This window comes from Serinicoccus sp. CUA-874 (assembly GCF_001942225.1).
Classification (GTDB): domain Bacteria; phylum Actinomycetota; class Actinomycetes; order Actinomycetales; family Dermatophilaceae; genus Ornithinicoccus; species Ornithinicoccus marinus.
The window spans coordinates 149985-175153 of sequence record NZ_MKJZ01000035.1; the positions used below are offsets into that span (position 1 = coordinate 149985).

Annotated in this window: 24 protein-coding genes, 3 pseudogenes and 1 riboswitch; of the genes and pseudogenes, 9 read left to right on the plus strand and 18 right to left on the minus strand. The window is 72.7% G+C overall.

Translation table 11 applies throughout. From position 1 onward, the window contains the following. On the minus strand, positions 1-432 hold the full coding sequence (locus BJF80_RS13005) for an OsmC family protein (RefSeq protein ID WP_022923927.1): 432 nt from the start codon (positions 430-432) through the stop codon (positions 1-3). Positions 433-450: 18 nt separating this feature from the next. Between BJF80_RS13005 and BJF80_RS13010 the strand changes: the two genes are divergently transcribed. Next, entirely contained in the window at positions 451-1074 is a 624-nt protein-coding gene (locus tag BJF80_RS13010; RefSeq protein ID WP_075814220.1) for a histidine phosphatase family protein, read from the plus strand. A gap of 9 nt (positions 1075-1083) precedes the next feature. Here BJF80_RS13010 and BJF80_RS13015 read toward each other — a convergent pair whose 3' ends face one another. Then, a complete protein-coding gene (locus tag BJF80_RS13015; RefSeq protein WP_075814222.1) occupies positions 1084-2628 on the minus strand; it encodes a glutamate-cysteine ligase family protein in 1545 nt (514 codons plus the stop codon). Between the two features lie 224 nt (positions 2629-2852). Between BJF80_RS13015 and BJF80_RS13020 the strand changes: the two genes are divergently transcribed. Then, on the plus strand, positions 2853-4079 hold the full coding sequence (locus BJF80_RS13020) for an IS256 family transposase (protein ID WP_075814224.1): 1227 nt from the start codon (positions 2853-2855) through the stop codon (positions 4077-4079). A gap of 114 nt (positions 4080-4193) precedes the next feature. On the opposite strand, the pseudogene gcvP reads toward BJF80_RS13020, so the two are convergent. The 14 genes and pseudogenes from gcvP to BJF80_RS13090 form a co-directional block, all read right to left on the minus strand. Continuing rightward, a pseudogene (gcvP, locus tag BJF80_RS13025) lies at positions 4194-7081 on the minus strand (aminomethyl-transferring glycine dehydrogenase). Positions 7082-7165: 84 nt separating this feature from the next. Continuing rightward, positions 7166-7261: riboswitch (glycine riboswitch) on the minus strand. Between the two features lie 56 nt (positions 7262-7317). Continuing rightward, positions 7318-7905, minus strand: a complete 588-nt coding sequence (locus tag BJF80_RS13030; RefSeq protein WP_075814226.1) for a MerR family transcriptional regulator — start codon at positions 7903-7905, stop codon at positions 7318-7320. A 97-nt stretch (positions 7906-8002) separates the two neighbouring features. Further along, entirely contained in the window at positions 8003-8506 is a 504-nt protein-coding gene (locus BJF80_RS13035; RefSeq protein WP_075814228.1) for a bifunctional nuclease family protein, read from the minus strand. Between the two features lie 50 nt (positions 8507-8556). Beyond that, positions 8557-8922 carry a hypothetical protein gene (locus BJF80_RS20390; protein WP_237767628.1) on the minus strand — a complete coding sequence of 122 codons (366 nt, stop codon included), beginning with the start codon at positions 8920-8922 and terminating at the stop codon, positions 8557-8559. Positions 8923-9128: 206 nt separating this feature from the next. Then, positions 9129-9350, minus strand: a pseudogene (locus BJF80_RS20395) (MerR family transcriptional regulator); the annotation flags it as partial. Next, a complete protein-coding gene (locus BJF80_RS13045; protein WP_022923920.1) occupies positions 9347-9808 on the minus strand; it encodes an FHA domain-containing protein in 462 nt (153 codons plus the stop codon). The gene BJF80_RS13045 and the pseudogene BJF80_RS20395, both read right to left, overlap by 4 nt. Before the next feature lie 95 nt (positions 9809-9903). Continuing rightward, the gene (gene gcvH, locus BJF80_RS13050) at positions 9904-10293 is read right to left on the minus strand and encodes a glycine cleavage system protein GcvH (RefSeq protein ID WP_075814230.1); all 390 of its coding nucleotides are present in this window, start codon (positions 10291-10293) and stop codon (positions 9904-9906) included. Between the two features lie 65 nt (positions 10294-10358). Next, positions 10359-11183, minus strand: a complete 825-nt coding sequence (locus tag BJF80_RS13055) for a DUF881 domain-containing protein (protein WP_083673670.1) — start codon at positions 11181-11183, stop codon at positions 10359-10361. A gap of 1 nt (position 11184) precedes the next feature. Next, positions 11185-11517: a small basic family protein gene (locus BJF80_RS13060; protein ID WP_075814232.1), complete on the minus strand. Its 333-nt coding sequence runs from the start codon at positions 11515-11517 to the stop codon at positions 11185-11187. Further along, entirely contained in the window at positions 11514-12431 is a 918-nt protein-coding gene (locus BJF80_RS13065) for a DUF881 domain-containing protein (protein ID WP_075814234.1), read from the minus strand. The genes BJF80_RS13060 and BJF80_RS13065 overlap by 4 nt, the downstream gene beginning before the upstream one ends. Next, positions 12428-13062 (minus strand): annotated as a pseudogene (locus BJF80_RS13070) (CDP-alcohol phosphatidyltransferase family protein). The gene BJF80_RS13065 and the pseudogene BJF80_RS13070 overlap by 4 nt, the downstream one beginning before the upstream one ends. Positions 13063-13115: 53 nt before the next feature. Further along, positions 13116-13601, minus strand: coding sequence for a hypothetical protein (locus tag BJF80_RS13075; RefSeq protein ID WP_143554114.1), 486 nt, complete (start codon positions 13599-13601; stop codon positions 13116-13118). 47 nt (positions 13602-13648) lie between these two features. Continuing rightward, positions 13649-15472, minus strand: coding sequence for an amidase (locus BJF80_RS13085; RefSeq protein WP_321166404.1), 1824 nt, complete (start codon positions 15470-15472; stop codon positions 13649-13651). Then, positions 15469-16230: a D-2-hydroxyacid dehydrogenase gene (locus BJF80_RS13090; protein ID WP_321166405.1), complete on the minus strand. Its 762-nt coding sequence runs from the start codon at positions 16228-16230 to the stop codon at positions 15469-15471. Before BJF80_RS13090 ends, BJF80_RS13085 begins: the two co-directional genes overlap by 4 nt. A 298-nt stretch (positions 16231-16528) precedes the next feature. Here BJF80_RS13090 and BJF80_RS13095 point away from each other — a divergent pair, with 298 nt between their 5' ends. The 6 genes from BJF80_RS13095 (at position 16529) to BJF80_RS13120 (ending at position 21575) form a co-directional block, all read left to right on the plus strand. Continuing rightward, positions 16529-16741: a hypothetical protein gene (locus tag BJF80_RS13095; RefSeq protein WP_143554115.1), complete on the plus strand. Its 213-nt coding sequence runs from the start codon at positions 16529-16531 to the stop codon at positions 16739-16741. Then, positions 16738-17958: a M24 family metallopeptidase gene (locus BJF80_RS13100; protein ID WP_083673671.1), complete on the plus strand. Its 1221-nt coding sequence runs from the start codon at positions 16738-16740 to the stop codon at positions 17956-17958. The genes BJF80_RS13095 and BJF80_RS13100 overlap by 4 nt, the downstream gene beginning before the upstream one ends. Further along, positions 17955-19172, plus strand: a complete 1218-nt coding sequence (locus BJF80_RS13105; RefSeq protein WP_075814240.1) for an aminotransferase-like domain-containing protein — start codon at positions 17955-17957, stop codon at positions 19170-19172. Before BJF80_RS13100 ends, BJF80_RS13105 begins: the two co-directional genes overlap by 4 nt. After that, complete coding sequence (locus tag BJF80_RS13110; protein WP_075814242.1) at positions 19169-20368, plus strand: M20 family metallopeptidase; 1200 nt, start codon at positions 19169-19171, stop codon at positions 20366-20368. Before BJF80_RS13105 ends, BJF80_RS13110 begins: the two co-directional genes overlap by 4 nt. 95 nt (positions 20369-20463) lie before the next feature. Continuing rightward, positions 20464-20859, plus strand: coding sequence for a hypothetical protein (locus tag BJF80_RS13115; RefSeq protein ID WP_187344372.1), 396 nt, complete (start codon positions 20464-20466; stop codon positions 20857-20859). Further along, positions 20856-21575, plus strand: coding sequence for a GntR family transcriptional regulator (locus BJF80_RS13120; protein ID WP_075814246.1), 720 nt, complete (start codon positions 20856-20858; stop codon positions 21573-21575). The genes BJF80_RS13115 and BJF80_RS13120 overlap by 4 nt, the downstream gene beginning before the upstream one ends. Here BJF80_RS13120 and BJF80_RS13125 read toward each other — a convergent pair. Further along, a complete protein-coding gene (locus tag BJF80_RS13125) occupies positions 21563-23071 on the minus strand; it encodes an NAD-dependent succinate-semialdehyde dehydrogenase (RefSeq protein WP_202817219.1) in 1509 nt (502 codons plus the stop codon). The genes BJF80_RS13120 and BJF80_RS13125 overlap by 13 nt on opposite strands. A gap of 61 nt (positions 23072-23132) precedes the next feature. On the opposite strand from BJF80_RS13125, the gene BJF80_RS13130 reads away from it, so the two are divergent. Next, on the plus strand, positions 23133-24383 hold the full coding sequence (locus BJF80_RS13130; protein WP_075814248.1) for an aspartate aminotransferase family protein: 1251 nt from the start codon (positions 23133-23135) through the stop codon (positions 24381-24383). A 134-nt stretch (positions 24384-24517) separates the two neighbouring features. Here the strand turns inward: BJF80_RS13130 and BJF80_RS13140 are convergent, their stop codons facing one another. Beyond that, positions 24518-25150, minus strand: coding sequence for a nucleoside hydrolase (locus BJF80_RS13140; RefSeq protein WP_075814252.1), 633 nt, complete (start codon positions 25148-25150; stop codon positions 24518-24520). Positions 25151-25169: the final 19 nt, after the last annotated feature.

Sequence of the window (25169 nt, forward strand, 5' to 3'; positions counted from 1 at the left end):
TCAGCGTAGGTCGAAGTCGACCGGGGTCGGCAGCGCCACGGTGCGCGACACCGTGCACAGGCGGTCCCGCGACATGGCCACGGCCTCGGGCAGCCGCTCCCGCGCCGCGTCGCCGTCCTCGCCCTCGGGGAAGGTCACCTGGACGGTCACGGTGACCGGCCCCAGGTGGTTGCCGTCCTCGTCGCGCACCTTGTCCGCACCGGCGGAGATCTCGAAGGAGTCGGGCCGGGCCTTGCGGGAGGTCAGCAGGTCGATGTCGATCCCGGAGCACCCGGCGATCCCGGCCAGGAGCAGCTCCACCGGCGTGAAGGCCGTGCCGTCCTCGCCGGCCCCGTCGCCGACCGGGATGCTCCCTCCCCGGGCGTTGCGGGCCTCGAAGTGGCCCGGGCCGGTGCGGGTCAGGGACACCGAGCGGTGCGGATCGTCAGCCATACCCGTAGTCTGCCAGGGATGAGCGACACGACGCCGGAGATCCCCGGACCCGCCATCCCCCCGCACCAGCTCATCCTCATCCGGCACGGCGAGACCGAGTGGTCGAAGTCCGGTCAGCACACCGGCCTGACCGACCTGCCGCTGCTCCCCGAGGGCGAGGAGGCCGCCGCCGGTCTGCAGCAGGTGCTGGGCGACCGCAGCTTCTCGCACGTCCGCTGCTCACCGCTGCAGCGCGCCCGCCGCACCGCGGAGCTGGCGGGGCTGAGCATCGACGAGATCGACGAGGACCTGCGGGAGTGGGACTACGGCGGCTACGAGGGGCGCAGCACCCCCGAGATCCGGTCCGAGCTCGGCTACCGGTGGAACGTCTTCCACCACCAGATCGTCCCGGGGGACACGCCGGGTGAGACGGTCGAGCAGGTCGCCGCCCGTGCGAGCGTCGTCCTGGAGCGCATCTGGCCGCACCTCTTCGACGGCGACGTCGCGCTGGTCGGGCACGGCCACGCGCTGCGCATCCTCGCCAGCGTCTACCTGCGGCAGGCGCCGCGCTTCGGCCAGCACCTGACCTTCCAGGTGGGCTCGGTCGCCATCCTCGGCCACCATCGCGAGCAGCCCACGGTCGAGGCCTGGAACCACCGCTGAGCGGCGCGGTCAGGCGGGACGCACCTGCGGGCGGTCCGGCTGGTCGCCCTCAGCCGTCCGCGCCTCCACGGTGGGCACCTCCCAGGTGTGGACCGGGACGTTGTCCTCCGAGTTGTCCAGGTAGTGCCCGAACATCGCCGTGAGGGCCTCGTCCCGGCTGTAACCGGCGTCCTCGTAGGCCTCGGTGACCGCGACCTGCCAGCTGGCACCGTTGGTGCCCGCCCGGCAGCGGCCCTCGATGATCGACAGGTAGTGGTTGCGCACCTCGCGCCGAAGCCCGAGCGCCGCCAGCCCGTCGTCCGCGACGGAGAGCAGGTGGTCGGCGACGAGGTCCACCGCCGCGAGCCGCCCCAGCCCCGGCCAGGTCTGCGTGGCGTGGATGCCATGCTTGGCGGCGTCCAGGAAGTTCCGGTCGGCGTCGGCGAAGGGCATCTTCGTCCAGATCGGCCGCCCGCTCGTGGTGAAGGACTCCAGCAACCCGTAGTAGAAGCACGCGTTGGCCACCGTGTCGACGGCGGTCGGGCCGGCCGGGAGCACCCGGTTCTCCACCCGCAGGTGCGGGACGCCCTGGGACATGTCGTAGATCGGTCGGTTCCACCGCCATACCGTGCCGTTGTGCAGCTTGAGGTCGGACAGCTCCGGCACTCCCCCGGCGGCCAGCACGGCCTTGGCGTCCTCGTTCGAGGCCTCGGGCAGCAGCGCCGGGAAGGAGCGGACGTTCTCCTCGAAGAGGTCGAAGATCGAGGTGATCCAGGACCGCCCGAAGTAGGCCCGGGGCCGCACCCCCTGGTGCTTGAGCTCGATCGAGCGCGTGTCCGTCATCTGGGTGAACAGCGGGATTCGGGTCTCGGCCCACAGCCGCCGGCCGAAGAGGTAGGGGGAGTTCGCGCCCATGGCGATCTGGAGGCTCGAGATCACCGTGGCGGCGTTCCAGTAGACCGGGAAGTCCAACGGCGTGACCTGCTGGTGCAGCTGCACCGAGGTGCACCCGGACAACGGCCCGATCGTGTCGTGGAAACTCTCCACCCGCTCCCCCGTCGGGCCCTCCAGCTCCAGCTCGAAGCCCTCGCCACGCTCCCGGATGAGCGAGTCGTTGAGCGCGGTGTAGCGCACCCCCTCGGACAGCCACGGCGCGTCGAAGAGCTCGGCACGCAGGCTGGGGATGATGCCGATCGAGGCGACCCGGCAGGTATGCGCCCGCGCGGCGTCCCCGGCGCGTCGCATCGACTGCGACAGCCAGCGCTCCAGCCGGACCGCCTGGTCCCCCGCCATGGGTCGCGGCGGCACGTTGAGCTCGATGTTGTAGCGGCCCACCTCCGCCTGGAAGTCGCCCTCGCCGATGTCGGCGAGGACCTCCTGGTTGCGCATCGCCGGGGTCAGGCCCTCCTCCTCGACGAGGTTGAGCTCGATCTCCAGCCCCATCTGCGGTCGGGTGAAGTCGAACCTGCTCCCCTCGAGCATCTGCTCGAAGCAGTCGAGGTCGTCACGGACCTTCGCCCGGAACGCCAGGCGCTGCTCCCGCGTGAACTCGCTGTGACTCACCTCTTGGCCCATGCGCAGAATCCTCACACACTGTGGCCTGCATCACCACACATCCCCCGCCCCGGAGTGCGGTCGGCTTCCTGTGACCTTCATCGTAAGAGTCCCGTGGAGTGGTGGGGTTTGGGGAGTGGGTGTGGCTCTCTGACGTAGAGGGGTCATCGGCGAGATGCGCCCCCGCAAGCGGGAGGTGCCCCCAGGTGTGTACCGCCAAGTACTCACCAGAGGAGATCTCACCGATGACCCTTCCCCAGTCTGCCGTGTCCGACCTGCTGGACGCACTTCGCGCTGGTGACGGCGTGGACCTGGTGCGCGAGTCCGTGCGCCTGGTCCTGCAGGAGCTGATCGAGGCCGAGGCCACCGAGGCCATTGGCGCCGCCCGCTACGAGCGGACACCGGCCCGGGTGACCGAGCGCAACGGCACCCGCCCGAAGCTGTTGACGACCAAGGGCGGTGACGTCACGGTCGCGCTGCCCAAGCTGCGGCAGGGCAGCTTCTTCCCGTCCATCCTGGAGCCGCGGCGGCGGATCGACCAGGCGCTGTACGCGGTGGTGATGGAGGCCTACGTCCACGGTGTCTCGACCCGCTCGGTCGATGACCTCGTGGTCGCCCTGGGCGGCACCGGGATCTCCAAGTCCGAGGTGTCGCGGATCTGCGCCCGGCTGGACGAGGCGGTCGGGGCGTTCCGCACCCGCCGCCTGGACCACGCCCGCTTCCCCTACGTCTACCTCGATGCGACCTACCTGCACGTGCGCACCGAGGCCGCGATGGTGGTGTCCAAGGCCGTGGTGATCGCCACCGGCGTCACCGAGCACGGTCGCCGGGAGATCCTGGGCCTGGACGTCGGCGACAGCGAGGACGAGGTCTTCTGGCGAGCGTTCCTGGCCGGGCTCAAGAAGCGCGGCCTGGGCGGGGTGCAGCTGGTCATCTCCGACCAGCACGCCGGCCTGGTCGCCGCGCTGAGGCGGGTGTTCCATGGCTCGGCCCACCAGCGCTGCCGGGTCCACAACATCGGCAACGTCCTGGCGCACGTGCCGAAGGCGGAGACCGAGATGGTCGCCGCGGTGTTCCGGACCATCTTCGCCCAACCCGACCTGGCCTCCATGTCCCGGCAGTGGGACAAGGTCCGTGACGACCTCGCCACCCGCTACCCCAAGACCGGCCCGCTGATGGACGCCGCGAAGTCGGAGGTCCTCGCGTTCGCGGTGTTCCCCAGGGAGCACTGGCGCAAGATCTGGTCCACCAACCCCCTCGAGCGGCTGAACAAGGAGATCAAGCGCCGCGCCAGAGTCGTGGGCATCTTCCCCAACGAGGCCGCCGTCATCCGCCTCATCGGCGCCGTCCTGGCCGACACGCACGACGAGTGGCAGGTCGACGACCGCCGCTACCTGTCCGAAGGCTCGATGGCCAAGCTCTACCCGACCAGCAATACTGGAACCGTCGCCCTCCAAGGAGGCGACCGGTAGGCACCGAGCATCACCCCAAAGCCCACCACCCAGCGGGACTCTGTCCCTTCATCGCCCTGGAGAGCGATGAAGGTTGCAGGAAGGCGACGTTGGTCCGCGCGGCAGACCGGGGCTTCAGTCCTCGAAGGCCTCCGGGGGCGGGCAGGAGCAGACCAGGTTGCGGTCGCCGTAGACGCCGTCGATCCGCCGCACCGGCGGCCAGTACTTCCGGTCCGGGTCGACGCCCGCGGGGTAGGCCGCGGTCATCCGGTCGTAGGCGAGGTCCTCGCCCCACTCCCCCGCGAGGCTGAGGGCGGTGTGCGGGGCTCCGCGCAGGGCGCTGTGCTCCACGATCCCCGCGGCCTCGTCCATCTCCGCACGGATCGCGATCATCGCCTCGATGAAGCGGTCGATCTCCTCGAGGTCCTCGGACTCGGTGGGCTCCACCATGAGCGTCCCCGCGACCGGGAAGGACATGGTCGGGGCGTGGAAGCCGTAGTCGATGAGCCGCTTGGCCACGTCGTCGACGGTGACGCCGGTGCTCTTGGTCAGGCCCCGCAGGTCCAGGATGCACTCGTGCGCCACCAGGCCGTGCTCGCCGGTGTAGAGCACCGGGAAGTGCTCGTGCAGCCGCCGGGCGACGTAGTTGGCGCTCAGGACGGCCACCTGCCCGGCGCGGGTCAGCCCCTCGCCGCCCATCAGCCGGATGTAGGCCCAGGGGATCTGCAGGATGCCGGCCGACCCGAAGGGCGCCGCGGAGATGGGCCCGGGCCCGCTCCCGGGCCCGGCCTCCGGGTCCAACGGGTGGTTGGGGAGATAGGGCGCGAGGTGCTCCCGCACCCCGACCGGGCCGACGCCGGGGCCTCCACCGCCGTGCGGGATGGTGAAGGTCTTGTGCAGGTTGAGGTGGCTGACGTCGCCGCCGAACTCGCCCGGCTTGGCGATGCCGAGCAGCGCGTTGAGGTTGGCGCCGTCGACGTAGACCTGCCCCCCGGCCTCGTGCACCAGCTCGCACAGCTCGGTGATGGTGTCCTCGTAGACGCCGTGGGTCGAGGGATAGGTGACCATGATGGCGGCCAGCTGGTCACCGTGGGTCTCGATCTTGGCCCGAAGGTCGTCCAGGTCGACCTCGCCCGATCCGGTGCTCTTGACCACCACCACCTTGAGCCCGGCCATGACGGCGCTGGCGGCGTTGGTGCCGTGCGCACTGGCGGGGATGAGGCAGATCGTGCGCTGGTCGTCGCCGCGGTCCAGGTGGTACTTCCGGATCGCGAGCAGACCGGCGAACTCGCCCTGCGCGCCGGCGTTGGGCTGCAGCGACACCCGGTCGTAGCCGGTGATCTCCTCCAGCCACCCGCAGAGCTGGTCGATGAGCTCGCGGTACCCCCGGCTCTGGTCGGCCGGGGCGAAGGGGTGCAGCGAGCCGAACTCCGGCCAGGTCACCGCCTCCATGGTGGTCGTCGGGTTGAGCTTCATCGTGCAGGAGCCGAGCGGGATCATCCCCCGGTCCAGGGCGTAGTCCTTGTCCGCGAGGGTTCGCAGGTAGCGCAGCATCGCCGTCTCGCTGCGGTGGCTGGTGAAGACCGGGCGGGTGAGGTATGCCTCGTCTTCCCGCCGCGCGAGGTCGCCGTGGTCGGGGGCCGTGTCCTCGTCGACGGTGACCGAGTCCGGGTCCGCGCCGAAGGCGGCGGCGACGGCCCGCAGGTCGTCCTCGGTGGTGAGCTCGTCCACCGACAGCAGCACCGTGTCCTCGTCCGCCCGCCACAGGTTGATGCCCCGCTCGAGGGCGGCGGCGAGCACCTCGTCCGCGCGGCCCGGCGTCCGGACGGTGAGGGTGTCGACGTAGCGGTCCACGCCCAGCTCGAGCCCGGCGCCGGTCAGCGCGGCGGCGAGGGCCCGGGTCTGGGCGTGCACGCGGGCGGCGATCCGGCGCAGCCCGTCGGGACCGTGCCAGACGGCATACATCGAGGCCATCACGGCGAGCAGGACCTGGGCGGTGCAGATGTTGGAGGTCGCCTTCTCCCGGCGGATGTGCTGCTCGCGGGTCTGCAGCGCCAGGCGGTAGGCCTGCTTGCCGTCGACGTCCTTCGACACCCCGACGAGGCGCCCCGGCAGGGTGCGCTCCAGCCCCTCGCGCACCGCGAGGTAGCCCGCGTGCGGGCCGCCGAACCCGAGCGGGACACCGAAGCGCTGGCTGCTGCCCACCGCGACGTCCGCCCCCCACCGGGCGGGCGGGGCGAGCAGGGTCAGTGCGAGCAGGTCGGCGGCGACCGTCACCAGCGCTCCCTCCCCGTGCGCGGCCTCGGTGAGTGCGGCGAAGTCCCGCACCTGGCCGTCGGCCCCGGGATACTGCACGACGACGCCGAAGACGTCCCGGTCCCCTGCCGCCCCCCGCAGACTGTCGGCGTCGGTCACCGTGGTGACGTCGGTGGTCACGACGTCCCAGCCGATGGCGGTGGCCCGCGCCCGCACCACGGCCTCGGTCTGGGGCAGCACGTGCTCGTCGAGGAGCAGCACGGCGTCCTGCGCGACCTTGCTGCTGCGTCGCATCAGGGCCATGGCCTCCGCTGCCGCGGTGCCCTCGTCCAGCATCGAGGCGCCGGCCACGGCCAGACCGGTGAGGTCGGTGACCACGGTCTGGAAGTTGAGCAACGCCTCGAGCCGCCCCTGGGAGATCTCGGGCTGGTAGGGCGTGTAGGCGGTGTACCACGCGGGGTTCTCGAGGATGTTGCGCAGCACCACCGGCGGTGTCTGCGTGCCGTAGTAGCCGAGCCCGATCATGGGGGTGACCACGGAGTTCTTGGCCGCCAGCGCGCGCAGCTCGGCGATGACCGCCTGCTCGCTCGCGGCTGCCTCGATGTCCAGCGGCACGTCGCCGCGGATTCCCTCGGGCGTGGCGGCCTCGACCAGCGCCTCGAGGCTGTCGTAGCGACCACCTCCAGCATCCGTGCGACGTCGTCCGGCCGCGGACCGACGTGACGACCGACGAACTCGGCGGTGGGGTGGCTGGTGGTCACGCTCATGCTCATGGGACGAACTCCTTCGGGCGTGGGCCTGCGCGGGCACCTCCCCCTCTGCCGGCCCCGGCCGGGGCGTTCCAGAGCTGCCTGCTCCGCGTGGTCCTGGCGCCTGAGAGCTTGCTGGGGAGTTTGCCCCTTCGGCGCCTCACCGCATGTCGGAGAGGACTCTCCCACGCGACGTCGTCGGCCTGCTCAATCTAGCACCGGGGCCACGTCACCGTCGCCGCAGCCCGGACGCCTCAGGAGGTCTTGCGGGCGCGGCGGCGCGCCGACAGCTCGTCACCCGGGTGGTCCACCGGGACCTCGTCGGCCCGCTCGCTCGGCAGCTCGGCGAGCTGCCCCTCGACCTCGCGCCAGACGCTGCCGACCGCGATCGCGAAGACGCCCTGCCCACCCCGGACCAGGTCGATGACCTCGTCGTCGCTGGTGCACTCGTAGACGCTGGCGCCGTCGCTCATGAGGGTGATGCGCGCCAGGTCCTGCACGCCACGCTCCCGCAGGGCGTTGACGGCCACCCGGATCTGCTGCAACGAGATGCCGGTGTCGAGCAGCCGCTTGATGATCTTGAGGACGAGGATGTCCCGGAAGCTGTAGAGACGCTGCGTGCCCGAGCCGGAGGGGTTGCGCACGGAGGGCTCCAGCAGCCCGGTCCGCGCCCAGTAGTCGAGCTGGCGGTAGGTGACGCCGGCCGCGCCGCAGACCGTGGGACCGCGGTAGCCGATGGCGTCGTCGAGCGCTACCGTGTCGTCGGAGAACAGCAGCCCCTGGGCCGGGCCCTCCCCCGCCCGGCTGGTCGGTCCGCCCGGCGCATCTGCTCCAGCGTTCACCGGTCCTCCTTGATGATGTGACTCGTGTGCCTCGTGTGGTGCACACCGTGACGGTATGCCGCGGTCGACCCTCGGTCAACGGCGCCACGCCGGGACCTCATCGGTGCCCCTCCTCATCGCCGCGGTCCCGGGACTCCTCGAAGTCCTCGGCCGACACCTCGTCGAGGAACTCGCGGAAGCGCTCCACCTCGTCCTCGTCCTCCTCCTCGACGGCCATGGTGACCCCGACCTCGTCGAGGAGGTCCTCGGTGGTGAGGATCGGGGTCGCCGAGCGCAGGGCCAGCGCGATCGCGTCGGAGGGTCGGGCGGACAGCACGGTGCCCCCGTCGAAGTGCAGCTCGGCGTAGAAGATGCCGTCCTGGAGCGCGGTGATCCGCACCTGCTCCAGCCGCCGCCCCAACGCCTCGATCACCGACACCATGAGGTCGTGGGTGAGCGGTCGCGGCGGCTCGACGGCCTGCTGGGCGTAGGCGATCGCCGTCGCCTCCGGCGCGGCGATCCAGATGGGGACGTAGCGCCGTCCGTCACGCTCACGCAGCAGCACGATGGGGCTGTTGGTCGGCATCTCGACCCGGACTCCGAGCACGTCGAGCTCTTTCACCCTTCCCACGGTACCGCGCGCCCCCGCCCCCCGCGCGCGCAGCGCCGCCCTCAGCGTGACTGGTTGAGCCCGGACCGGACCAGCGCGACGTGCAGCGCGAGCGTGTGGGACAACAGCTCGGCCTCGCGCTCGGCCGGGTCCGGACCTGACGCACCTCGGGCGCGCCGGCGCCGCAGCGGCTCCAGGAGCTGCTGCGTCAGCCCGATCTCCCGGTCGGCCGCGACCCGGAAGAGGCGCAGGTGCCGGGCCTCCAGCCCGAAACGGGCCAGCGCCACGGCGGCCTCCGCCACGTCGACGTCGTCGGCGTGGTGCTTGCCCCCGGCGTCGGTGCGCAGCAGGCCGAAGGACGTGAGCTGGGTGTAGGCCGCGCTGTCCAGCCCGGTGCGCTCCCGCAGCTCCAGGGGGGAGAGCCGCACCGCGCGGCGACGGCGCAGTGCGCCCGCGCTGAGGTCCGAGACCGGTGCGTGCGCCGCGGGCTCGGGCGCGGGGGCGGCGCGGGCGAGGAGGCGTCGGCCTGGGGGGTGGGCCCGGTCAGACCGGGGACGTCCAGGCCGCGGTCGAGCCGGTCCAGCGCGTCCTTGATGACCTTGTGCGGCCAGAACCGGTCCCGCTGGGCGGTGAGGATGAAGCGCAGCCTGGCGATATCGGCCTCGGTGAAGAGCCGGTAGCCGGAGGCGCGCCGCTCGGGGCTGATCAGCCCTTCCTGCTCGAGGTAGCGGATCTTGGACTGGGTCAGGTCGGGGAAGTCGCCGTGCAGCTCGCCGAGCACCGCACCGATGGACACCCCGCCAGGGTGCGCGACCGTCCTGCCCGCGCCGGCGTGGTCGGGGGCGGCTGAGGTCACGAGCGCCCGCGGTAGTAGACCAGCCGGAACTTGCCGATCTGCACCTCGTCGCCCTGGTTGAGCGGCATCTCCTCGATCCGCTGGCGGTTGACGTAGGTGCCGTTGAGGGACCCGACGTCGCGCACGGCATACCCCTCCTGCTCCTTAACGAACTGCGCGTGCTTGCGGGAGACGGTGACGTCGTCGAGGAAGATGTCGCTGTGCGGGTGCCGCCCCGAGGTCACCTCGTCGGCGTCGAGGAGGAAACGCGCGCCGGTGTTGGGCCCGCGAAGCACGATCAGCAGCGCGGTCCCGGGCCGCAGGGCGTCCACGGTGCGCTGGTCGTCGGCCGAGAGCCGGGGCGCCTCGTCGTCGAAGGTGTACTCCGCGGCGGGAAGGTCCGTACCGCCCGGGATCCGGGCCGTGGTCGGGTCCGAACCCAGGTCGTGGTGCTCACGGTCACGATCGTCGCCACTCACGGTGCTGACCTCCTCGTCGGTGGGATGGGACTGCTGCCCGGCGGACGATGGTCCGTCGGTCCACGGGCCTCACTCTACGTCAGGCCGCCGACAGGTCAGTCGAGCTGGCCCTGGTAGGCCTCGGCGTCCAGCAGGGTCTCCAGGACCGAGGGGTCGGAGAGCTTCATCTCATACATCCAGCCCTCGCCGTAGCTGTCCGTGTTGACCAGCTCCGGCGTCGCGTCGAGCGCGTCGTTGACCGCGGTGACCTCGCCGGCCAGCGGTGCGTAGATGTCGCTCACCGACTTGGTCGACTCCACCTCGCCGCAGGAGTCGCCCGGGGCGACGGTGTCGCCCACCGTGGGCAGCGAGACGTAGACGACGTCCCCGAGCGCGTCCTGCGCGTAGGACGTGATGCCGACCCGCACGGTCCCGTCGCCGACGTCACGGATCCACTCGTGGTCGGTCGTGTAGCGCAGGTCGTCGGGGTAGTCCAGGCTGCTCATCGCTCTCCTCGGCTCGAACACGGTGCGCCGGCCGGGACGGACGGCGGTGTCGCTGCGGCCCGACCTCAGGGATCCCCCGTCGCGGGCACAGGCTGAGCGTAACGAGGCTCGATCGGCTCGTGCAACGCGTCGATGACCACCGTGTCCGCCTCGACGACGGTCACCTCGGCCCCGACGCTGCGCAGCGAGTCCGTGAACCCCCCGGGGATGGCCATGGCCCCGGCCAGGGTATGCGCGTCCCCCACCGCCGTGATGGTATAGGGCGAGCCCAGACGCTGCCCGTCCAGCAGGATCTCGCCCGCCTCGTCGGTGCTCACGTAGGAGGAGGCGACGACCCGGACCGTCCCGACCTGGATGGCCTCGGCGCCAGCGTCCCGCAGCTCCTGGATGCCGTCCAGCACCATGGTCTGGGTGACGACCGAGCCGCCGTCGTCGACGAGGACGGTGATCCCGGGGCCCTGGACCGGCACCGTCCCGGCGAGGATCTGGTAGGACTCCAGCCGCTGGCGGGCCGCCTCCGCGGCGACGTCGTCCCCGTCTGCGCCCAGCAACCGCTCGCGGTCGGCCTCGAGCTGGTCGACCTCCTCCCCCAACGACTCGGCACGGCTGGTCGCGTCGTCCAGCAGCGCCACCAGCTCGGACTCCCGCAGCTGCTCCAGCCCGGCCTGCTCGGTGACCCTCGCCTGGGCCACGAGGGCGACACCCAGGAGACCGGTCAGCAGGGCTGCCGTCAGCTGTCCCCGGGTCGCGCGGAACCCGCCGAGCCGGCGCAGCCGTCGTCGGGCCTCGGCGGGGGTGGGGGACGCGCGTCGCCGGACGCGGCCCAGCCCGGCGAGGCGACGGGTCCGCTCAGGGACCGGGGCGCGGTCCGAGGCCTGGTCGTCGGTCACCTCAGGCCCCCAGGAGGTGCCGTCGGATGGCCGCGACGTTGGAGAAGATCCGGAGCCCCAGCACGACGACGACACCGGTGGAGAGCTGGGCGCCGACCCCGAGCTGGTTGCCCAGGAAGACGATGAGCGCGGCGACGACCACGTTCGACAGGAACGAGATGACGAAGACGCGGTCGTTGAAGATGCCCTCCAGCGAGGCCCGTGCCGCCCCGAAGACGGCGTCGAGCGCGGCGATGACCGCGATGGGCAGGTAGGGCTGCAGCCAGGTCGGGACCTCCGGGCTGATCACCAGCCCCAGGACGACGCCGACCAGCAGACCGAGGACAGGGATCATCGTGGCTCCTCGCCTCGAGGGTGACGGTCGGGCAGCACGCCGGGGGTCGGCGCGGGGCGCGCCTCGCCGGAGAGGATGGTGCCCAGCCGGGTCGAGAGCCGCACCCCGGGACCGACGGTGAGCTCCCTGGCGGCAGTCACCTCGGAGCGGAGACCGAGCTGGCGATCGATCTCCTGGAGGTAGGCCCCGGTCGCCCCCGAGGTCAGCTCGGTCGTGAGCTCCTCCGGCGCGCCGATCGCCACGATGTCGTAGGGCGGGGTGAGACCCCGGAAGTCCACGATGATCGCCTGCCCGGCGAACCGGATGGCCGAGGTGCTCGTGAGCCGGTGCCCGTCGACGGAGACGGCCTCGGCACCCGCCCGCCACAGCCCGTTGACGACCAGCTGCAGGTCCCGGGAGTTGATCCGCTCCGGCTCGGCGTCCTCCCCCGGGGTGTCGTCGGCGGGCTGCTCTGCGTCGTGGAGGGTGATCTGCACGCCCGGGCCGGTCACGGCGGTGCCCCCGGCCATCACGGCGGCCGCCGCGATGGCCTCACCGGAGCCCCCGCTGTCGGCCACGACCGCCGCCCGCTCCAGCTCGCCCACCTCGGTGCGGAGCGCGTCCACCTGCACGCTCCGCTCGTCGCCGACCCGCTCCACCTGCTCGATCCGCTCGACGAGCTGGGCGCGGCCGGCGGCCTCCGCGGGGTCGGGGGTGCGCAGCGTCACCGCCGCCGTGGTCAGCAGGACCCCCAGGACGAGCGTGGTGCCGAACATCAACCAGGTCCGCGTGCCGGACGGCGCGGGGAGCCCCTGCTCGGTGCGCGACCGGGCCGCCGAGTCGTAGCCCGGGCCGAGCGGCGGGTCGAGCACCTCGTTCAGCAGCGCCATCGACGCCGCGGGGTCGGGGTCGGCCTGGCCCCGTCGCCACCTCACCGGACCACTCTCCCGGCGTCGCGACGCTGGCGCACCATGTGGGCCACCTGCCAGCCGTAGGTCACGCCGGTGACCCAGTAGAGCACCGTGCCCCACCACACCAACGCCCAGCCGCAGGCCAGCGAGAGCACCGTCCACCACCCCTCGACGTGCCCCAGCAGGAGCAGGGGGAAACCGCCGAGCAGGTTGAAGGTCGCCGCCTTGCCGATGAAGGTCACCTCGGGGATCGGCAGCGCGTGGCGCCGCACGACGGGGTACATCAGGACGATGAAGGCCTCGCGGGCGAAGAGCACGGCCACGAGCCACCACGGGATGACCGAGACGGCCGCGAGACCGAGCACGGTGGCGGCGATGTAGAGCCGGTCGGCGACCGGGTCCAGGACCTGCCCCAGCCGGCTGGTCAGTCCGTAGTGCCGTGCGATCTTGCCGTCGGCGAAGTCGGAGCTCCCGCCACCACGAGCACGAGCGCCGCCCAGCCCAGCTCGTGCCGCAGCAGGCTCCAGACGAAGACGGGCACGAGGGCGAGACGGACCATGGACAGCAGGTTGGGCACGGTCCAGAGCCGGTCCGTGACGGGCAGCACGCGCTGCTCCGGCGCCGGACCGGGCCGATCCCCCTGGACGCCCGTCATACCCCGGAAGTCTAGGCGCTCGGGTGACCCCGCCGAGCCCGGCGACGCGCCCCCTACCGCGGTTGTGACGGGTCTCTCACCGGTGCTGGCGGGGCGTGCTCCCGGTGGGGTGCGGGGAGCCTGCCGGCGAGCCAGACCCCTGCCAGGGCGTAGCCGAGTCCCACCACCCAGGCGAAGACCTGGATCAGGAGCAGCGACCAGCCCACGAGACCGTGACCCTCCACCCCGAGCGCGAGCCGCTGCACACCCCATCCGGCGACCGTGCCGAGCACCACGAGCGCCATCGCGAGGAGCACCAGCCGTGGTGCCGGCCCGCCGGTCAGGCGGACCAGTCCGGCACGTTCGCCCACCAGGACCGCGGCCGCGACCAGCGCCACGCCGAGCAGCAGCCCCGACACGTGGTAGGACAGGCCCGCGACCCAGAACAGCCCCTGCTGCAGCGGCGTGTCCGGGGTCGGCCGCCACAGGGCCACCTGCGGCAGGGTGAGCAGCAGACCCACGACGACCATCCCGGCGATCCATCCCCGACGACGTGCCATCGGCCCACGCTAGCGCGATCGCAGGGCTCAGGACAGCGGCACCGCCCTCAGTCCTCCGCCCGCCGGAGCGTGAGCCGCTCGCCGCGCGCACCGCCCATCCACAGGTCCTGGCAGGCGGCCGCCATCTCGGGCAGACCCTCGACGCACTCACCGAAGACGTTGCCGGGCACCCATCCCTGGTCGCCGTCGAAGGTGAACCAGCACAGGTCGCCCGGGATCGGGGTGATCGTGGTGTTCTCCCGGTCCGGCTCGTGCTGCCGCCCCGGTGCGGGAGCAGGGTGTAGATCTCGTTGCGGGCGTACGTGCCGTGGTAGACCTGCGCGCTGGTCGGCAGCAGGTCTCAGACCGCGGCGCAGGTGCGCGGCGCCTCCTCGTCTTGGAGGCGGGCCCGGCAGGTCACGCCGTGCTGCTCGAGGGTGACGGTGACGAATCTGCTCATGCCTCTTCTCCTCGTCCTCCCGCTCGCGGGGCGTGCAGCATCGGGGGCAGCCCGACCGGGGCCCGCCGCTCGATCGCCCGGCCCACCCGGAGCACCAGGCGTCCGCGTGCCGGGCCCCGACCACCTGCAGCCCGATCGGACGACCCTCCGACGTCGTCCCGCACGGCACCGACAGCGCCGGCTGCTGGGTCATGTTGAAGGGGTAGGTGTAGGGCGTCCACGACGTCCAGAGTGCGTCGTCCCCGCCAGGGGCCTGGTGCCCGAGCTCGAAGGGCGGGATCGGCATGGTGGGGGTGAGGAGCACGTCGCAGGTCTCGTGGAAGAGCCCCATCCGTTGCCCCAGGTCCATCCGGACCGCCGTCGCGTCCAGGTAGGCGCTCGCGCTCGCCCCGGCGCCGTGACGCAGCACCGCCTCGCGCAGACCCGGGTCCACCCGCTCCAGGGCTGCGGGACCGTAGTCCTCGATGACCTTGGCGGCGCCGCTGAACCACAGCACGTGGAAGGCGTCCACGGGGTCACTGATGCCGGGGTCCACCTGCTCCACGCGGGCACCGTCCTCGGCGAGCCGCTGCGCCGTGGCCAGCACCGCCGACTCGACCGCCGGGTCGTTGTCGACGTCCAGGCCGAGGCGCGGCGAGATCGCCACCCGCAGGCCCGCGACCCCGTCCTCGAGACCCTCCCGGAACGACCCGCTCGGCTCGGGCAGCGCCGACCAGTCGCGCGGGTCGGGGCGGCCGACGAGGTCGAGCAGGAGCGCCGCGTCCGCCACGCTCGTCGTCATGGGTCCCGCGTGCGAGAGCGTGCCGTACGGGCTGGCCGGGTAGAGCGGGATCCGGCCGTACGTCGGCTTGAGCGCGACGATCCCCGTGAAGGAGGCCGGGATGCGCACGGACCCGCCCCCGTCGGTGCCGATCGACCAGGCACCCATGCCGAGCGCGACCGCGGCCGCCGCTCCCCCGCTGGACCCGCCGGCGGTGAGGCCGGGGTCCCACGGGTTGCCCGTCGGTCCGTGGCGGAGCGAGTCGGTGACCCCCTTCCACGCAAACTCGGGAGTGCTGTTCTTGCCGAGCAGGACGCATCCCGCCGCACGCAGCCGGGCGACGGCCGGCGCGTCCTCGGTCCAGTCCTGCGGCTGCCCCTCGTCGATGAGCAGGCTGCCCCGCAGCGTGGGCCAGCCCCGGGTGAGCAGGATGTCCTTGATCGTCGTCGGTATGCCGTCGACCGGGCCCAGCGGGGTGCCCGCCGCCCAGCGCCGGGTCGCCTCCCGCGCGGCCGCGAGCGCGCCCTCGCGGTCCACCAGGACCATCGCGTGGACGACCGGGTCGAAGCGGTCGATCGCCTCCAGGGCACGCTCGGTCGCCTCCAGCGGCGTCGACGTGCCCGAGGCGAAGGCCGCGGACAGCTCGGAGACGGTCGGTCGCACGGACGTCATGGCGACCCCGTCGCCCCGGCCCCGGGAACGTAGCCGAGCCGGGTGTCGACGACGCCGGTCAACGGCTCACCCGCGCGCCACCGCCGCAGGTTGGCGACGAACTGCTCGGCCAGCCGGTCCCGCCAGCCCGTGACGTCTCCCGACAGGTGCGCGGAGACCACCAGCCCCGGCGCGTCCCACAGGGGCGAGTCGTCCGGGAGCGGCTCGGTCTGGAAGACGTCCAGCGAGGCTCCCGCGAGGCGGCCCGCGCGGAGCGCCGAGAGCAGGTCCGCCTCCACCAGGCTCGCCCCTCGACCGATGTTGACGACGTGGGCCTCAGGGCGCATGGCGGCGAAGACGGCGGCGTCGAGCAGCCCTCGCGTCGCCGGCGTCAGCGGCGTGGCGTTGACCAGGTGGTCGGCCCAGCCGACGTGCTCCACCAGCGCGTCGCTGCGCACCACGGTCCCGAAGTCGGGGTCCGCCGCGCGCTCCCGTCGACCCGCCCCGCGCACCTCGCACCCGACGGCGCGGAGCAGCCGGGCGATCTCTCGGCCGATCCCCCCGGTGCCGACCACGAGCACCCGCTGGCCGCGCACCAGGGTGGTCTCCCGGTGGGCCCACTCGTGGTCCCGCTGCAGCCGCATGCTCTCGTGGAGCCGCTTGGCGTGGGCCAGGATGCTGGCGAGGACGAACTCGGCGATGGGGCGGTCGAAGACCCCGTGCGCGTTGGTCACCATCACCGGCGAGGCACGCAGCTCGTCGAAGAGCAGTGAGTCCACCCCTGCTGCGGCGACGTGGATCCACTCCAGCGAGTCGGCCGCCGGCCAGGCATTCTCGACCGCGGCGGAGAAGAAGTCCCACAGGAGGAGTGCCCGGCGCCCGGGAGCGCCGTCGCCAGATCGTCGGCGGTGACCACCACGAGGTCCACCTCCGCGGCGACCTCCTCCAGCTGCGGCGGTGGGTCGAGGCCGGGAGCGGTGAGCACCACGACGCGGGGGCGGTGTCCGGTCACAGCGCGACGGTAGAAAGGCCGTGTCGGATTGTCAACAATCTCCTCCGTCAGGCATCGTGGGGCGGGTGCAGGAGAGTCTGACGGTGGGCGCGGCAGGACCGCGACCGGCGAGCGCGGCACCGGTCGCGACCGGGGCGTCACTGCGGGAGCCCGGGATCGGCGTCGTGGTGCCCTACGACGTCGAGGCGGTCGGCCCCGGCCAGGGGCTCCTGGCCCACCGGCCGGAGGTCGGGGACGGCTCGACCGTCAGCGCCAGCAGCGCCGAGGAGAGGGTATGAGCGGGCTCACCGAGATCACGCGGGCCGCGCAGACGGCCCATCCCCACACGCTGCGTCCCGAGCACGAGCGACGCATGGCGCGCACCCAGGAGGTGCTGCGCGGGCGCGGCCTGGACGCCCTCGTGGTCACCGACCCGGCCAACCTCTACTACCTGACCGGCTACAACGCCTGGTCGTTCTACATGCCCCAGGCTCTCCTGGTGCCGGCGCAGGGCGAGGCCCATCTCGTGCTGCGGGCGATGGACGCCAAGGGCGGTCACCACACCGCGACCCTGCCCCGGGACCAGATCCACGGCTATCCGGAGCACTACGTGCACCGGCACGACATCCATCCGTGGGAGTGGATCGCGAGCACCGGACGGGAGGTCGGGGTCCTGCCCTCCGGCGCCGGGACGATCGCGATGGAGCTGGACGCCCACTTCTTCTCCCCCCGCGCCTACCTCGCCTTCGGGGCCACGCTCCCGCAGGTCGAGGTCGTCGACAGCCAGGAGCTGGTCAACTGGTTGCGCGTGGTGAAGTCGGACACCGAGGTCGCCCTCCTGCGCGCGGCCGGGGAGGTCACCGTGCGCGCCATGACCGCGGCGATCGACGCCCTGCGGGCCGGCCGGCGCCAGTGCGACGTGGTGGCGCAGATCCAGCAGGCGCAGGCGCACGGCACCGAGGCGCTGGGCGGTGACTACCCGGCCATCGTCCCCATGCTCCCCAGCGGCGAGACCGCCGGCACCCCGCACCTGACGTGGGTGGAGGAGCCGCTGCGGCAGGGCGAGGCGACGACGATCGAGCTGGCCGGGGTCCACCGCCGCTACCACGTGCCGCTCGCGCGGACCGTCAGCCTCGGCCCTCCTCCCCCGCGGCTGGCCCGGACGGCCGAGGCCACCGGCCTCGGCCTGGAGGCGGCGCTGCGCGCGGTGCACCCCGGCGCCACCGCCGCCGACGTCCACGCCGCCTTCACCGCGGAGCTGACCCGGCACGGGCTGCGCAAGGACTCGCGCATCGGCTACTCGATCGGCATCGGCTACCCACCCGACTGGGGTGAGCGCACGGTGAGCCTGCGCGCCGAGGACGACACCGCGCTGGAGCCCGGCATGTGCTTCCACCTCATCCTCGGGATGTGGATGGACGGCTGGGGCTACGAGACCTCCGAGTCGGTGCTCGTCACCAAGGCCGGACCCGAACTGCTCGCCCCCCTCGACCAAGGACTGGTGATCCACGCATGACCCCCGTCACGACCGCCTCGACCACGCTGCCGCTGGCCTCCCGCGCCGAGCTGCTCGTCGGCTCGGTCATCGACTCCAGCACCTCGCTGCTCGCGCAGCAGACGCACGACATCGTCCGCTTCGCCATGGGCAGCCCCGCAGCCGAGGCCATCCCCACCGACCAGCTGGACGAGGCAGCCCGGAGCGCGCTGCACGGCGCCGACGCCTTCGACTACGCCGCCACCGAGGGTGACCCGCCGCTGCGCACCGCCCTCCTGGAGATGCTGGAGGGCACGACCGACGCCACCACCGCGGAGCGGCTGACCATCACCGCGGGAGGTATGCAGGGACTCGACCTGGCGGCGAAGCTCTTCATCGACCCCGGTGACCTCGTCACGGTGGAGTCCCCGACCTACACCAACGGCAGCGCCACGGCGCTCGCCTACCAGGCCGAGCTGGCCGAGATCGCCGTGGACGAGGAGGGGATGTCCATCGACGCGCTGCGGGAGGCGGTCGAGCGGGCCGGTCGCACCCCCAAGCTCATCTACACCGTGCCGACCTTCCAGAACCCGTCAGGCACCTCGATGTCGCTCACCCGTCGCCAGGAGCTGATCGGCCTGGCCCAGGACTGGGGCAGCGTGGTGCTGGACGACGACCCCTACGGCATGCTGCGCTTCGCCGGCGAGGCGCTGCCCAGCCTGCACGAGCTGGCCGACGGCGATCCGTTGGTCTTCTCGGTGCGCACCTTCTCCAAGATCATCGCCCCGGGGCTGCGGGTCGGCTGGGTGGACGCCGACCCCAGCCTCGGCCAGCTGCTCATCCACGCCAAGCAGGCCATGGACACCTGCACCAACCTGCCCGCCCAGCGCCTGGTCGCGGACTTCCTCCGGGCCGGGCACCTGGAGGATCATCTCATCACCCAGCGTCAGGAGTACCGCCGCCGCAAGGAGGCCATGCAGGCCGCGCTCACCGAGCACTTCGCCGGCCGGGCCACGTGGACCGACCCCGAGGGCGGCTTCTTCCTCTGGGTGAGCTTCGGCGACGACGTCGACACCGAGGCACTGTTCGAGGTCGCGCTGGCGGAGGGTGTCGCCTACATCCCGGGCAACGCCTTCTCCCCCGCCCGGCGCTTCCCGCACGACCTGCGCCTGTGCTTCGCCTCGACCCCGCCGGATCGGATCCGCGAGGGCGTGGCGCGGCTGGCGCGCGCGGTCGACTCGCTGGCGCACCGGTGACCCCGGACGAGGGCGCCGTCCTCGACGCGATCACCGCGCAGCGGCTGCTGCCGATGGCCACCGCCCTGGTCCGGGCCCCGGGGGCCAACCCGCCGGGCGAGGAGGCCGCCACGGCCGCGGTCCTCACCTCGCTGGCCGCCGAGCTGGGGCTGCAGGTGGCCGAGCACGACGTGGCGCCCGGGCGACCCAACGTGCGCGTCACGCTGCCCGGGGGTGACGGCCCGGGGCTGCTGTTCCTCGGGCATACCGACGTGGTCCCGCCCGGCGATCCGAAGGACTGGACCGGCGACCCGTATGCCGGGTCGGTCGTCGAGGGACGGCTGGGCGGTCGCGGGAGCGCGGACATGAAGGGCGGCCTCGCCGCCGTGCTGCTGGCGCTCGCCGCGGTCCGGGAGTCCCGGCTCGTCCCCTCCGGACCGGTGCACCTGGACGCGCTGTGCGACGAGGAGCAGAACGGTCTCGGCATCCGGGCCCTCGTCGCCGGCCCTCGACCGGACCTGCTCGGGTGCGTCGCGGCGGAGCCGACGGACCTGACGACGGTCGTCGCGGCGCGGGGCGCGTCCTACCTGCACGTCGAGGTGCGCGGGGTCGCGGCGCACGCCGGTCGACCCGAGGACGGCCGCAACGCGATCGGCGGCGCCGCCCGGGTGGTGGCCGACCTGGAGCGCTGGCACGAGGAGCTGCGCGTCGACGCGCACCCGCTCGTCGGTCCCGCGACGCTCAACGTGGGCGTCATCTCCGGCGGCACCTCGGGCTCGGCGGTCCCCGACCTGTGCCGCCTCGAGGTGGACCGCCGGCTCCTCCCTGGCGAGCCGGTCGACGGCGTGCTCGACGCGCTGCGGCATCGGCTCGACCGGCTCGACCTGGACGAGCGTGGCCTGACGTGGACCCTTTCCTCGCCCATGGACATGCCCGGCTTCGAGACCTCGCCGCACGACCCCTTCGTGACGGCGGTGGACGGGGCGATGTCCGCCGCGGGGCGCGGTCCGGCGCCCCTCGCCGGCTGGACCGCCGCCTGCGACGGTGGCTTCGTGGCGGACGCGTGGGGCATACCCGTCGTGGTGCAGGGGCCCGGGTCCGTAGCCGAGCAGGCGCACCGCCCGGACGAGTCGGTCGCGGTCGACGAGCTCGTCACCGCCGCCCGGGGGTATGCCCGCACCGTCCTGGAGCTCCTCAGACCGGGCGCGACGGCCTAGCGGCGCGAGCAAAGCTCCAGCGGGGGCGAATTGTCTACAATCGAGACCACCAACCAGGTCCGGCCCGGCGGCCGGCGAGCACAGGGGTGTGGGCGATGACCAGCATCGGGATCTTTCCCGGCCACCGCGCCGAGGACGACGACGGCTGGGCGCAGGAGCACCTGCGCGGTCACGGCCACGACGTGGCCCTCGCGCTCGTGCACACCAGCGTCGGGGGGGACGCCCACCGGGTGGACGCGCTCCTCGACCTGGGCGGAGCGGACCGGCTCGCGGCCGGCGCCGACCAGCTGCCCCCGGGCTGCGCGGCGCTCGTGTGGGCCTGCACCTCCGGCAGCGACCGGACCGGCGCCGACGCGGTCCTCGTGCCGGACACCGCGCTGCACACGCTGCGCTGGGTCGAGGACCTCGAGAGCGCGCTCGGCACCGGCGTCCTCATCGCCGACCCGGTGCCCGCCGGCGGCGACGCCGCACTGCTGGGAGCCGCCCGATGACCGCCCTCTCGCGGTCCGGCTCCGCCGCGCTGCACCCCGTGCCGCGCGAGTCGACCCCGAGCATGGTCGCCTCCCGCATCCGGGAGGCGATCGCGCTGGGCGAGATCGCACCGGGCAGCCAGCTCGGCGAGGTGGAGTATGCCGCCCGCCTCGGGGTCAGCCGTGGCCCCCTGCGCGAGGGGCTCCAGCGGCTGACCCAGGAGGGTCTACTCGTCGCCCACCCCAACCGGGGTCTCTTCGTCGTGGAGATGACCGACGAGCGGGTGCGTGACCTCTACCTCGCTCGCTCGGCCATCGAGCGGGCCGCCGGAGGACGGATCCACGAGACGACCCCCGCCGCGACCTCGGCGGCGCTGCTCGAGGTCGTCGAGGAGATGGCACGAGCCGCCGCCCGGCAGGACGTCCGGGACGTCAGCCACGCCGACATCCACTTCCACCAGGTCCTCGTCGAGCACGCCGAGAGCCCGCACCTCTCCCGCATCCACGCGACGCTGATGACCGAGACCCGCATGTGCATCCACCTGCTCGAGCCGACCTATGCGGTCGACGAGGCCCGGGTCGGCGAGCACCGCGAGATCGCCCGGTCCTTCGCGGACGGGGACCCCCGTCGGACCGATGCGCTGATCGTGCACCACATGCGGGACGCGCTGCGGCGGCTGACCGGATCCACGACCGGGGCCGTCACCGACGCGGCGGGCGGGCCTCAGCCGTCCTGAGCGGCGGGGCGAGGACCGGCGATCCCGACATACTTCACCTCGAGGAACTCCTCGATGCCGACCGCACCGCCCTCGCGGCCCAGGCCGGACTCCTTGATCCCGCCGAAGGGCGCCGACGGGTTGGAGACGACACCCTGGTTGAGACCGACCATGCCGGACTCGAGTCCTTCGGCCATGCGCAGGGCACGGTCGAGGTCGCGGGTGTAGACGTAGGACACCAGGCCGAAGGGGGTGTCGTTGGCCAGACCCAGCACCTCCGACTCGGTGGTGAACGGGGTCAGCGGAGCCACCGGCCCGAAGATCTCCTCATCGGCCATCCGCGCGTCCGGCGAGACGCCGGTGAGCACGGTCGGCGGGTAGAAGTAGCCCTCGCCCTCGGGCACCTCTCCCCCGGTGAGCACCTGCGCGCCGCGCTCGATCGCGTCCTGCACGAGCTCGGCGACCTTGGTCTGCGCCGCGTCGTCGATGAGCGGGCCGACCGTGACCCCCTGCTGCGTCCCCGGTCCGACGGTCAAAGCCGCCATCTCCTCGGCGAGCCGCCGCCCGAACTCCGCCACGACCGGCTCCTGCACGTAGATCCGGTTGGCGGCGGTGCAGGCCTCGCCCATGTTGCGCATCTTGGCGGCCATCGCGCCGGCGACCGCGTCCTCGAGGTCGGCGTCCGCGAAGACGATGAAGGGGGCGTTGCCACCGAGCTCCATCGAGGTCCGCAGCACCCGCTCCGCGCACTGCTCGAGGAGCACCTTGCCGACGGCGGTGGACCCGGTGAAGGACAGCTTGCGGGCCAGGCCCGAGCGGATCATCGGCTCCATCACCTCACCGGCCTGCGTCGTCGTGACGGCGTTGACCGCCCCGGCCGGCACCCCCACCTCGTGCAGGATCTGCACGAGCGCGAGCATCGACAGCGGCGTCTGGGCGGCGGGCTTGATGACGCTGGTGCAGCCGGCGGCGATCGCCGGCGCGATCTTGCGGGTGCCCATGGCCATCGGGAAGTTCCACGGCGTGATGAGCAGCGAAGGCCCCACCGGCTGGCGCATCGTGAGGAAGCGGGCGTTGCCGGCCGGCGCCGTCTGATAGCCACCCTCGATGCGCAGCGCCTCCGCGGCGAAGTGCCGCAGGAACTCCGCGGCGTAGGTGATCTCGCCCTTGGCCTCGGCCAGCGGCTTGCCCATCTCCAGGGTCATCACGAGGGCCAGGTCGTCGGCCCGGTCCATCACCGCCTCGTAGGCAGCGGTGAGCCAGTCCGCGCGCTGCCGGGGCGAGGTCGCCGCCAGCTCGGCCTGGGTCGAGGCCGCGGCCTCGAGCGCCCCCATACCGTCGTCCGGACCGGCGTCGGCGACGCTGGCGATGGCACGCCCGCTCGCCGGGTCGAGCACGTCGAAGCGCTCCCCCGCGTCCGCCGGGACCCACTCCCCGCCGATGAACAGGTCGGTCGGCACCCGTCGCAGGACACCGTCCCGGTCCAGCCCCTCGACGTCTTCTCGTCCCTCGCTCACAGCTGCCTCCTCATGCGGTACGTTCGGATTGTCAACAATCTATCAATCGCAGGAGACGACCGTGGCGCACCTCAGCCCCCTGCTCAAGCAGGCCACCCCCGTCATCGCCGACCGTGGTGAGGGAGCGATCCTCTGGGATGAGCAGGGCGAACGCTACCTCGACTTCACCGCGGGCATCGGGGTGACGAGCACCGGCCACGCCCATCCGGACGTCGTCGCCGCAGCGCAGGAGCAGGTCGCCAAGGTCATCCACGCGCAGTACACCACCGTCATGCACCGCCCGTTGCTCGACCTCGTCGAGCGGATGTCCGAGGTCCTGCCCGCCGGCCTGGACTCGATGTTCTTCGTCAACTCCGGGTCCGAGGCGGTCGAGGCCGCCCTGCGCCTGGCGCGCCAGGCGACGGGTCGGCCCAACGTCATCACCTTCCACGGGGGCTTCCACGGGCGCACCGTCGCCGCGGCGTCCATGACGACCTCGGGCACGAAGTTCCGCTCCGGGTTCGCGCCGCTGATGCCCGGGGTCGCGGTCTCGCCCTTCCCCAACCCCACCCACTACGGCTGGAGCCAGGAGGAGGCGACCGCCTTCGCGCTGCGAGAGCTCGACTACCAGCTCCAGACCGTCAGCTCCCCGCAGGACACCGCGGCCTTCCTCGTCGAGCCGGTGCTCGGCGAGGGTGGCTACGTGCCGGCCTCGGCGGAGTTCCTGGCCGGTCTGCGGGAGCGGGCCGACCGGCACGGCATCCTGCTCGTGCTCGACGAGGTGCAGACCGGGTGGGGTCGCACCGGGCGCTTCTGGGGGCACGAGCACTTTGGCGTCGCTCCCGATGTGCTCATCACCGCGAAGGGCATCGCCTCCGGCTTCCCGCTCTCCGGGATCGCCGCCTCCGAGGAGCTCATGAGCAGGGCTTGGCCCGGCTCGCAGGGCGGCACCTACGGCGCCAACGCCGTGGCCTGCGCCGCCGCTCTCGCCACGCTGGACGTCATGCGCCGCGAGGACCTCGTCGGCAATGCGGCGGCTCGCGGGGAGCAGCTGCGGGGGCGGCTGCAGGCGGTCGCGGACGGGCATACCGCCATCACCGACGTGCGCGGGCTCGGCCTGATGCTCGGCGCGGAGTTCCGCACGGCTGACGGCACGCCGGACGGCGAGACGGCCGCTCGGGCCCAGCAGGCCGCCGCGCGCCACGGGCTGCTGCTGCTCACCTGCGGCGCCTGGTCGCAGGTGGTGCGCTTCATCCCCGCGCTGGTCGTCACCGAGGATCAGGTCGACGAGGCCGGCGACCTCTGGGAGAAGGCGGTCGCCGACGTGCTCTGACCACGCCGGCTCTCAGACCGAAGGGGGCCAGCGGCGCTGACGCCAGTCGCCCCAGGTCGGGAAGCCGGACGGCTGGAAGCCCGACCAGGAGGATCAGCGTGGATGTCGTCGTCCCGCTCATCCCAGGTCGGCGGTCAGCCGCTCCACCGAGTCCACGACCAGGTCGCAGAAGCGGGCTTGGTCGATCTGCGTGGCGAGGGTCGAGACCGGACACCGTCACCGGCCAGTCCTCCCGGAGGACGACGTCCGCCGCGTGCCGGTCGGCGTAGATGTTGAACTCCGCCGCCGGGTGATGTTGCCGCGGTGAGTTCGCCGCCCATGCACATCACTCCCTTGACCCGCTCGACGATGCGAGGCTCGCGACGCGCCGCCAGGGCGATGTTGGTGAGCGGGCCGACCGGCACCAGGGTGAGGGTGCCCGGCTCGTGCTCCATGACGGTGTCGACGATGAGGTCGACGGCGTGCCGTTCGTCGAGCTCGAAGGTCGCGGCGGGCAGCTCCGGGCCGTCGAGCCCGGTCTCGCCGTGGATCTCCACCGCCAGCACCTGGTCGCGCACCATCGGTCGGGCCGAGCCGCGGGCCACCGGCACCTCGATCCCGTAAGCCGCGCAGGTGGACAGCGCGTTGCGAGCCGTGTGCTCGACGTCGTGGTTGCCCGAGACCGTCGTGACGGCCAGGAGCTCGATCGCCGGGCTGGCCGCGGCCAGCAGAATCGCGATCGCGTCGTCGTGCCCGGGGTCGCAGTCGAGGACGATCTTCTCCGGCATACCCGGATCCTCGCAGCCC

Coding starts and splice junctions, on each gene's coding strand:
- BJF80_RS13005 (WP_022923927.1), bottom strand. CDS start 432: ATGGCTGACGATCCGCACCGCTCGGTGTCCCTGACCCGCACCGGCCCG.
- BJF80_RS13010 (WP_075814220.1), top strand. CDS start 451: ATGAGCGACACGACGCCGGAGATCCCCGGACCCGCCATCCCCCCGCAC.
- BJF80_RS13015 (WP_075814222.1), bottom strand. CDS start 2,628: ATGGGCCAAGAGGTGAGTCACAGCGAGTTCACGCGGGAGCAGCGCCTG.
- BJF80_RS13020 (WP_075814224.1), top strand. CDS start 2,853: ATGACCCTTCCCCAGTCTGCCGTGTCCGACCTGCTGGACGCACTTCGC.
- gcvH (WP_075814230.1), bottom strand. CDS start 10,293: ATGAGCAGCCTGGACTACCCCGACGACCTGCGCTACACGACCGACCAC.
- BJF80_RS13060 (WP_075814232.1), bottom strand. CDS start 11,517: ATGATCCCTGTCCTCGGTCTGCTGGTCGGCGTCGTCCTGGGGCTGGTG.
- BJF80_RS13075 (WP_143554114.1), bottom strand. CDS start 13,601: ATGGCACGTCGTCGGGGATGGATCGCCGGGATGGTCGTCGTGGGTCTG.
- BJF80_RS13085 (WP_321166404.1), bottom strand. CDS start 15,472: ATGACGTCCGTGCGACCGACCGTCTCCGAGCTGTCCGCGGCCTTCGCC.
- BJF80_RS13100 (WP_083673671.1), top strand. CDS start 16,738: ATGAGCGGGCTCACCGAGATCACGCGGGCCGCGCAGACGGCCCATCCC.
- BJF80_RS13105 (WP_075814240.1), top strand. CDS start 17,955: ATGACCCCCGTCACGACCGCCTCGACCACGCTGCCGCTGGCCTCCCGC.
- BJF80_RS13115 (WP_187344372.1), top strand. CDS start 20,464: ATGACCAGCATCGGGATCTTTCCCGGCCACCGCGCCGAGGACGACGAC.
- BJF80_RS13120 (WP_075814246.1), top strand. CDS start 20,856: ATGACCGCCCTCTCGCGGTCCGGCTCCGCCGCGCTGCACCCCGTGCCG.
- BJF80_RS13140 (WP_075814252.1), bottom strand. CDS start 25,150: ATGCCGGAGAAGATCGTCCTCGACTGCGACCCCGGGCACGACGACGCG.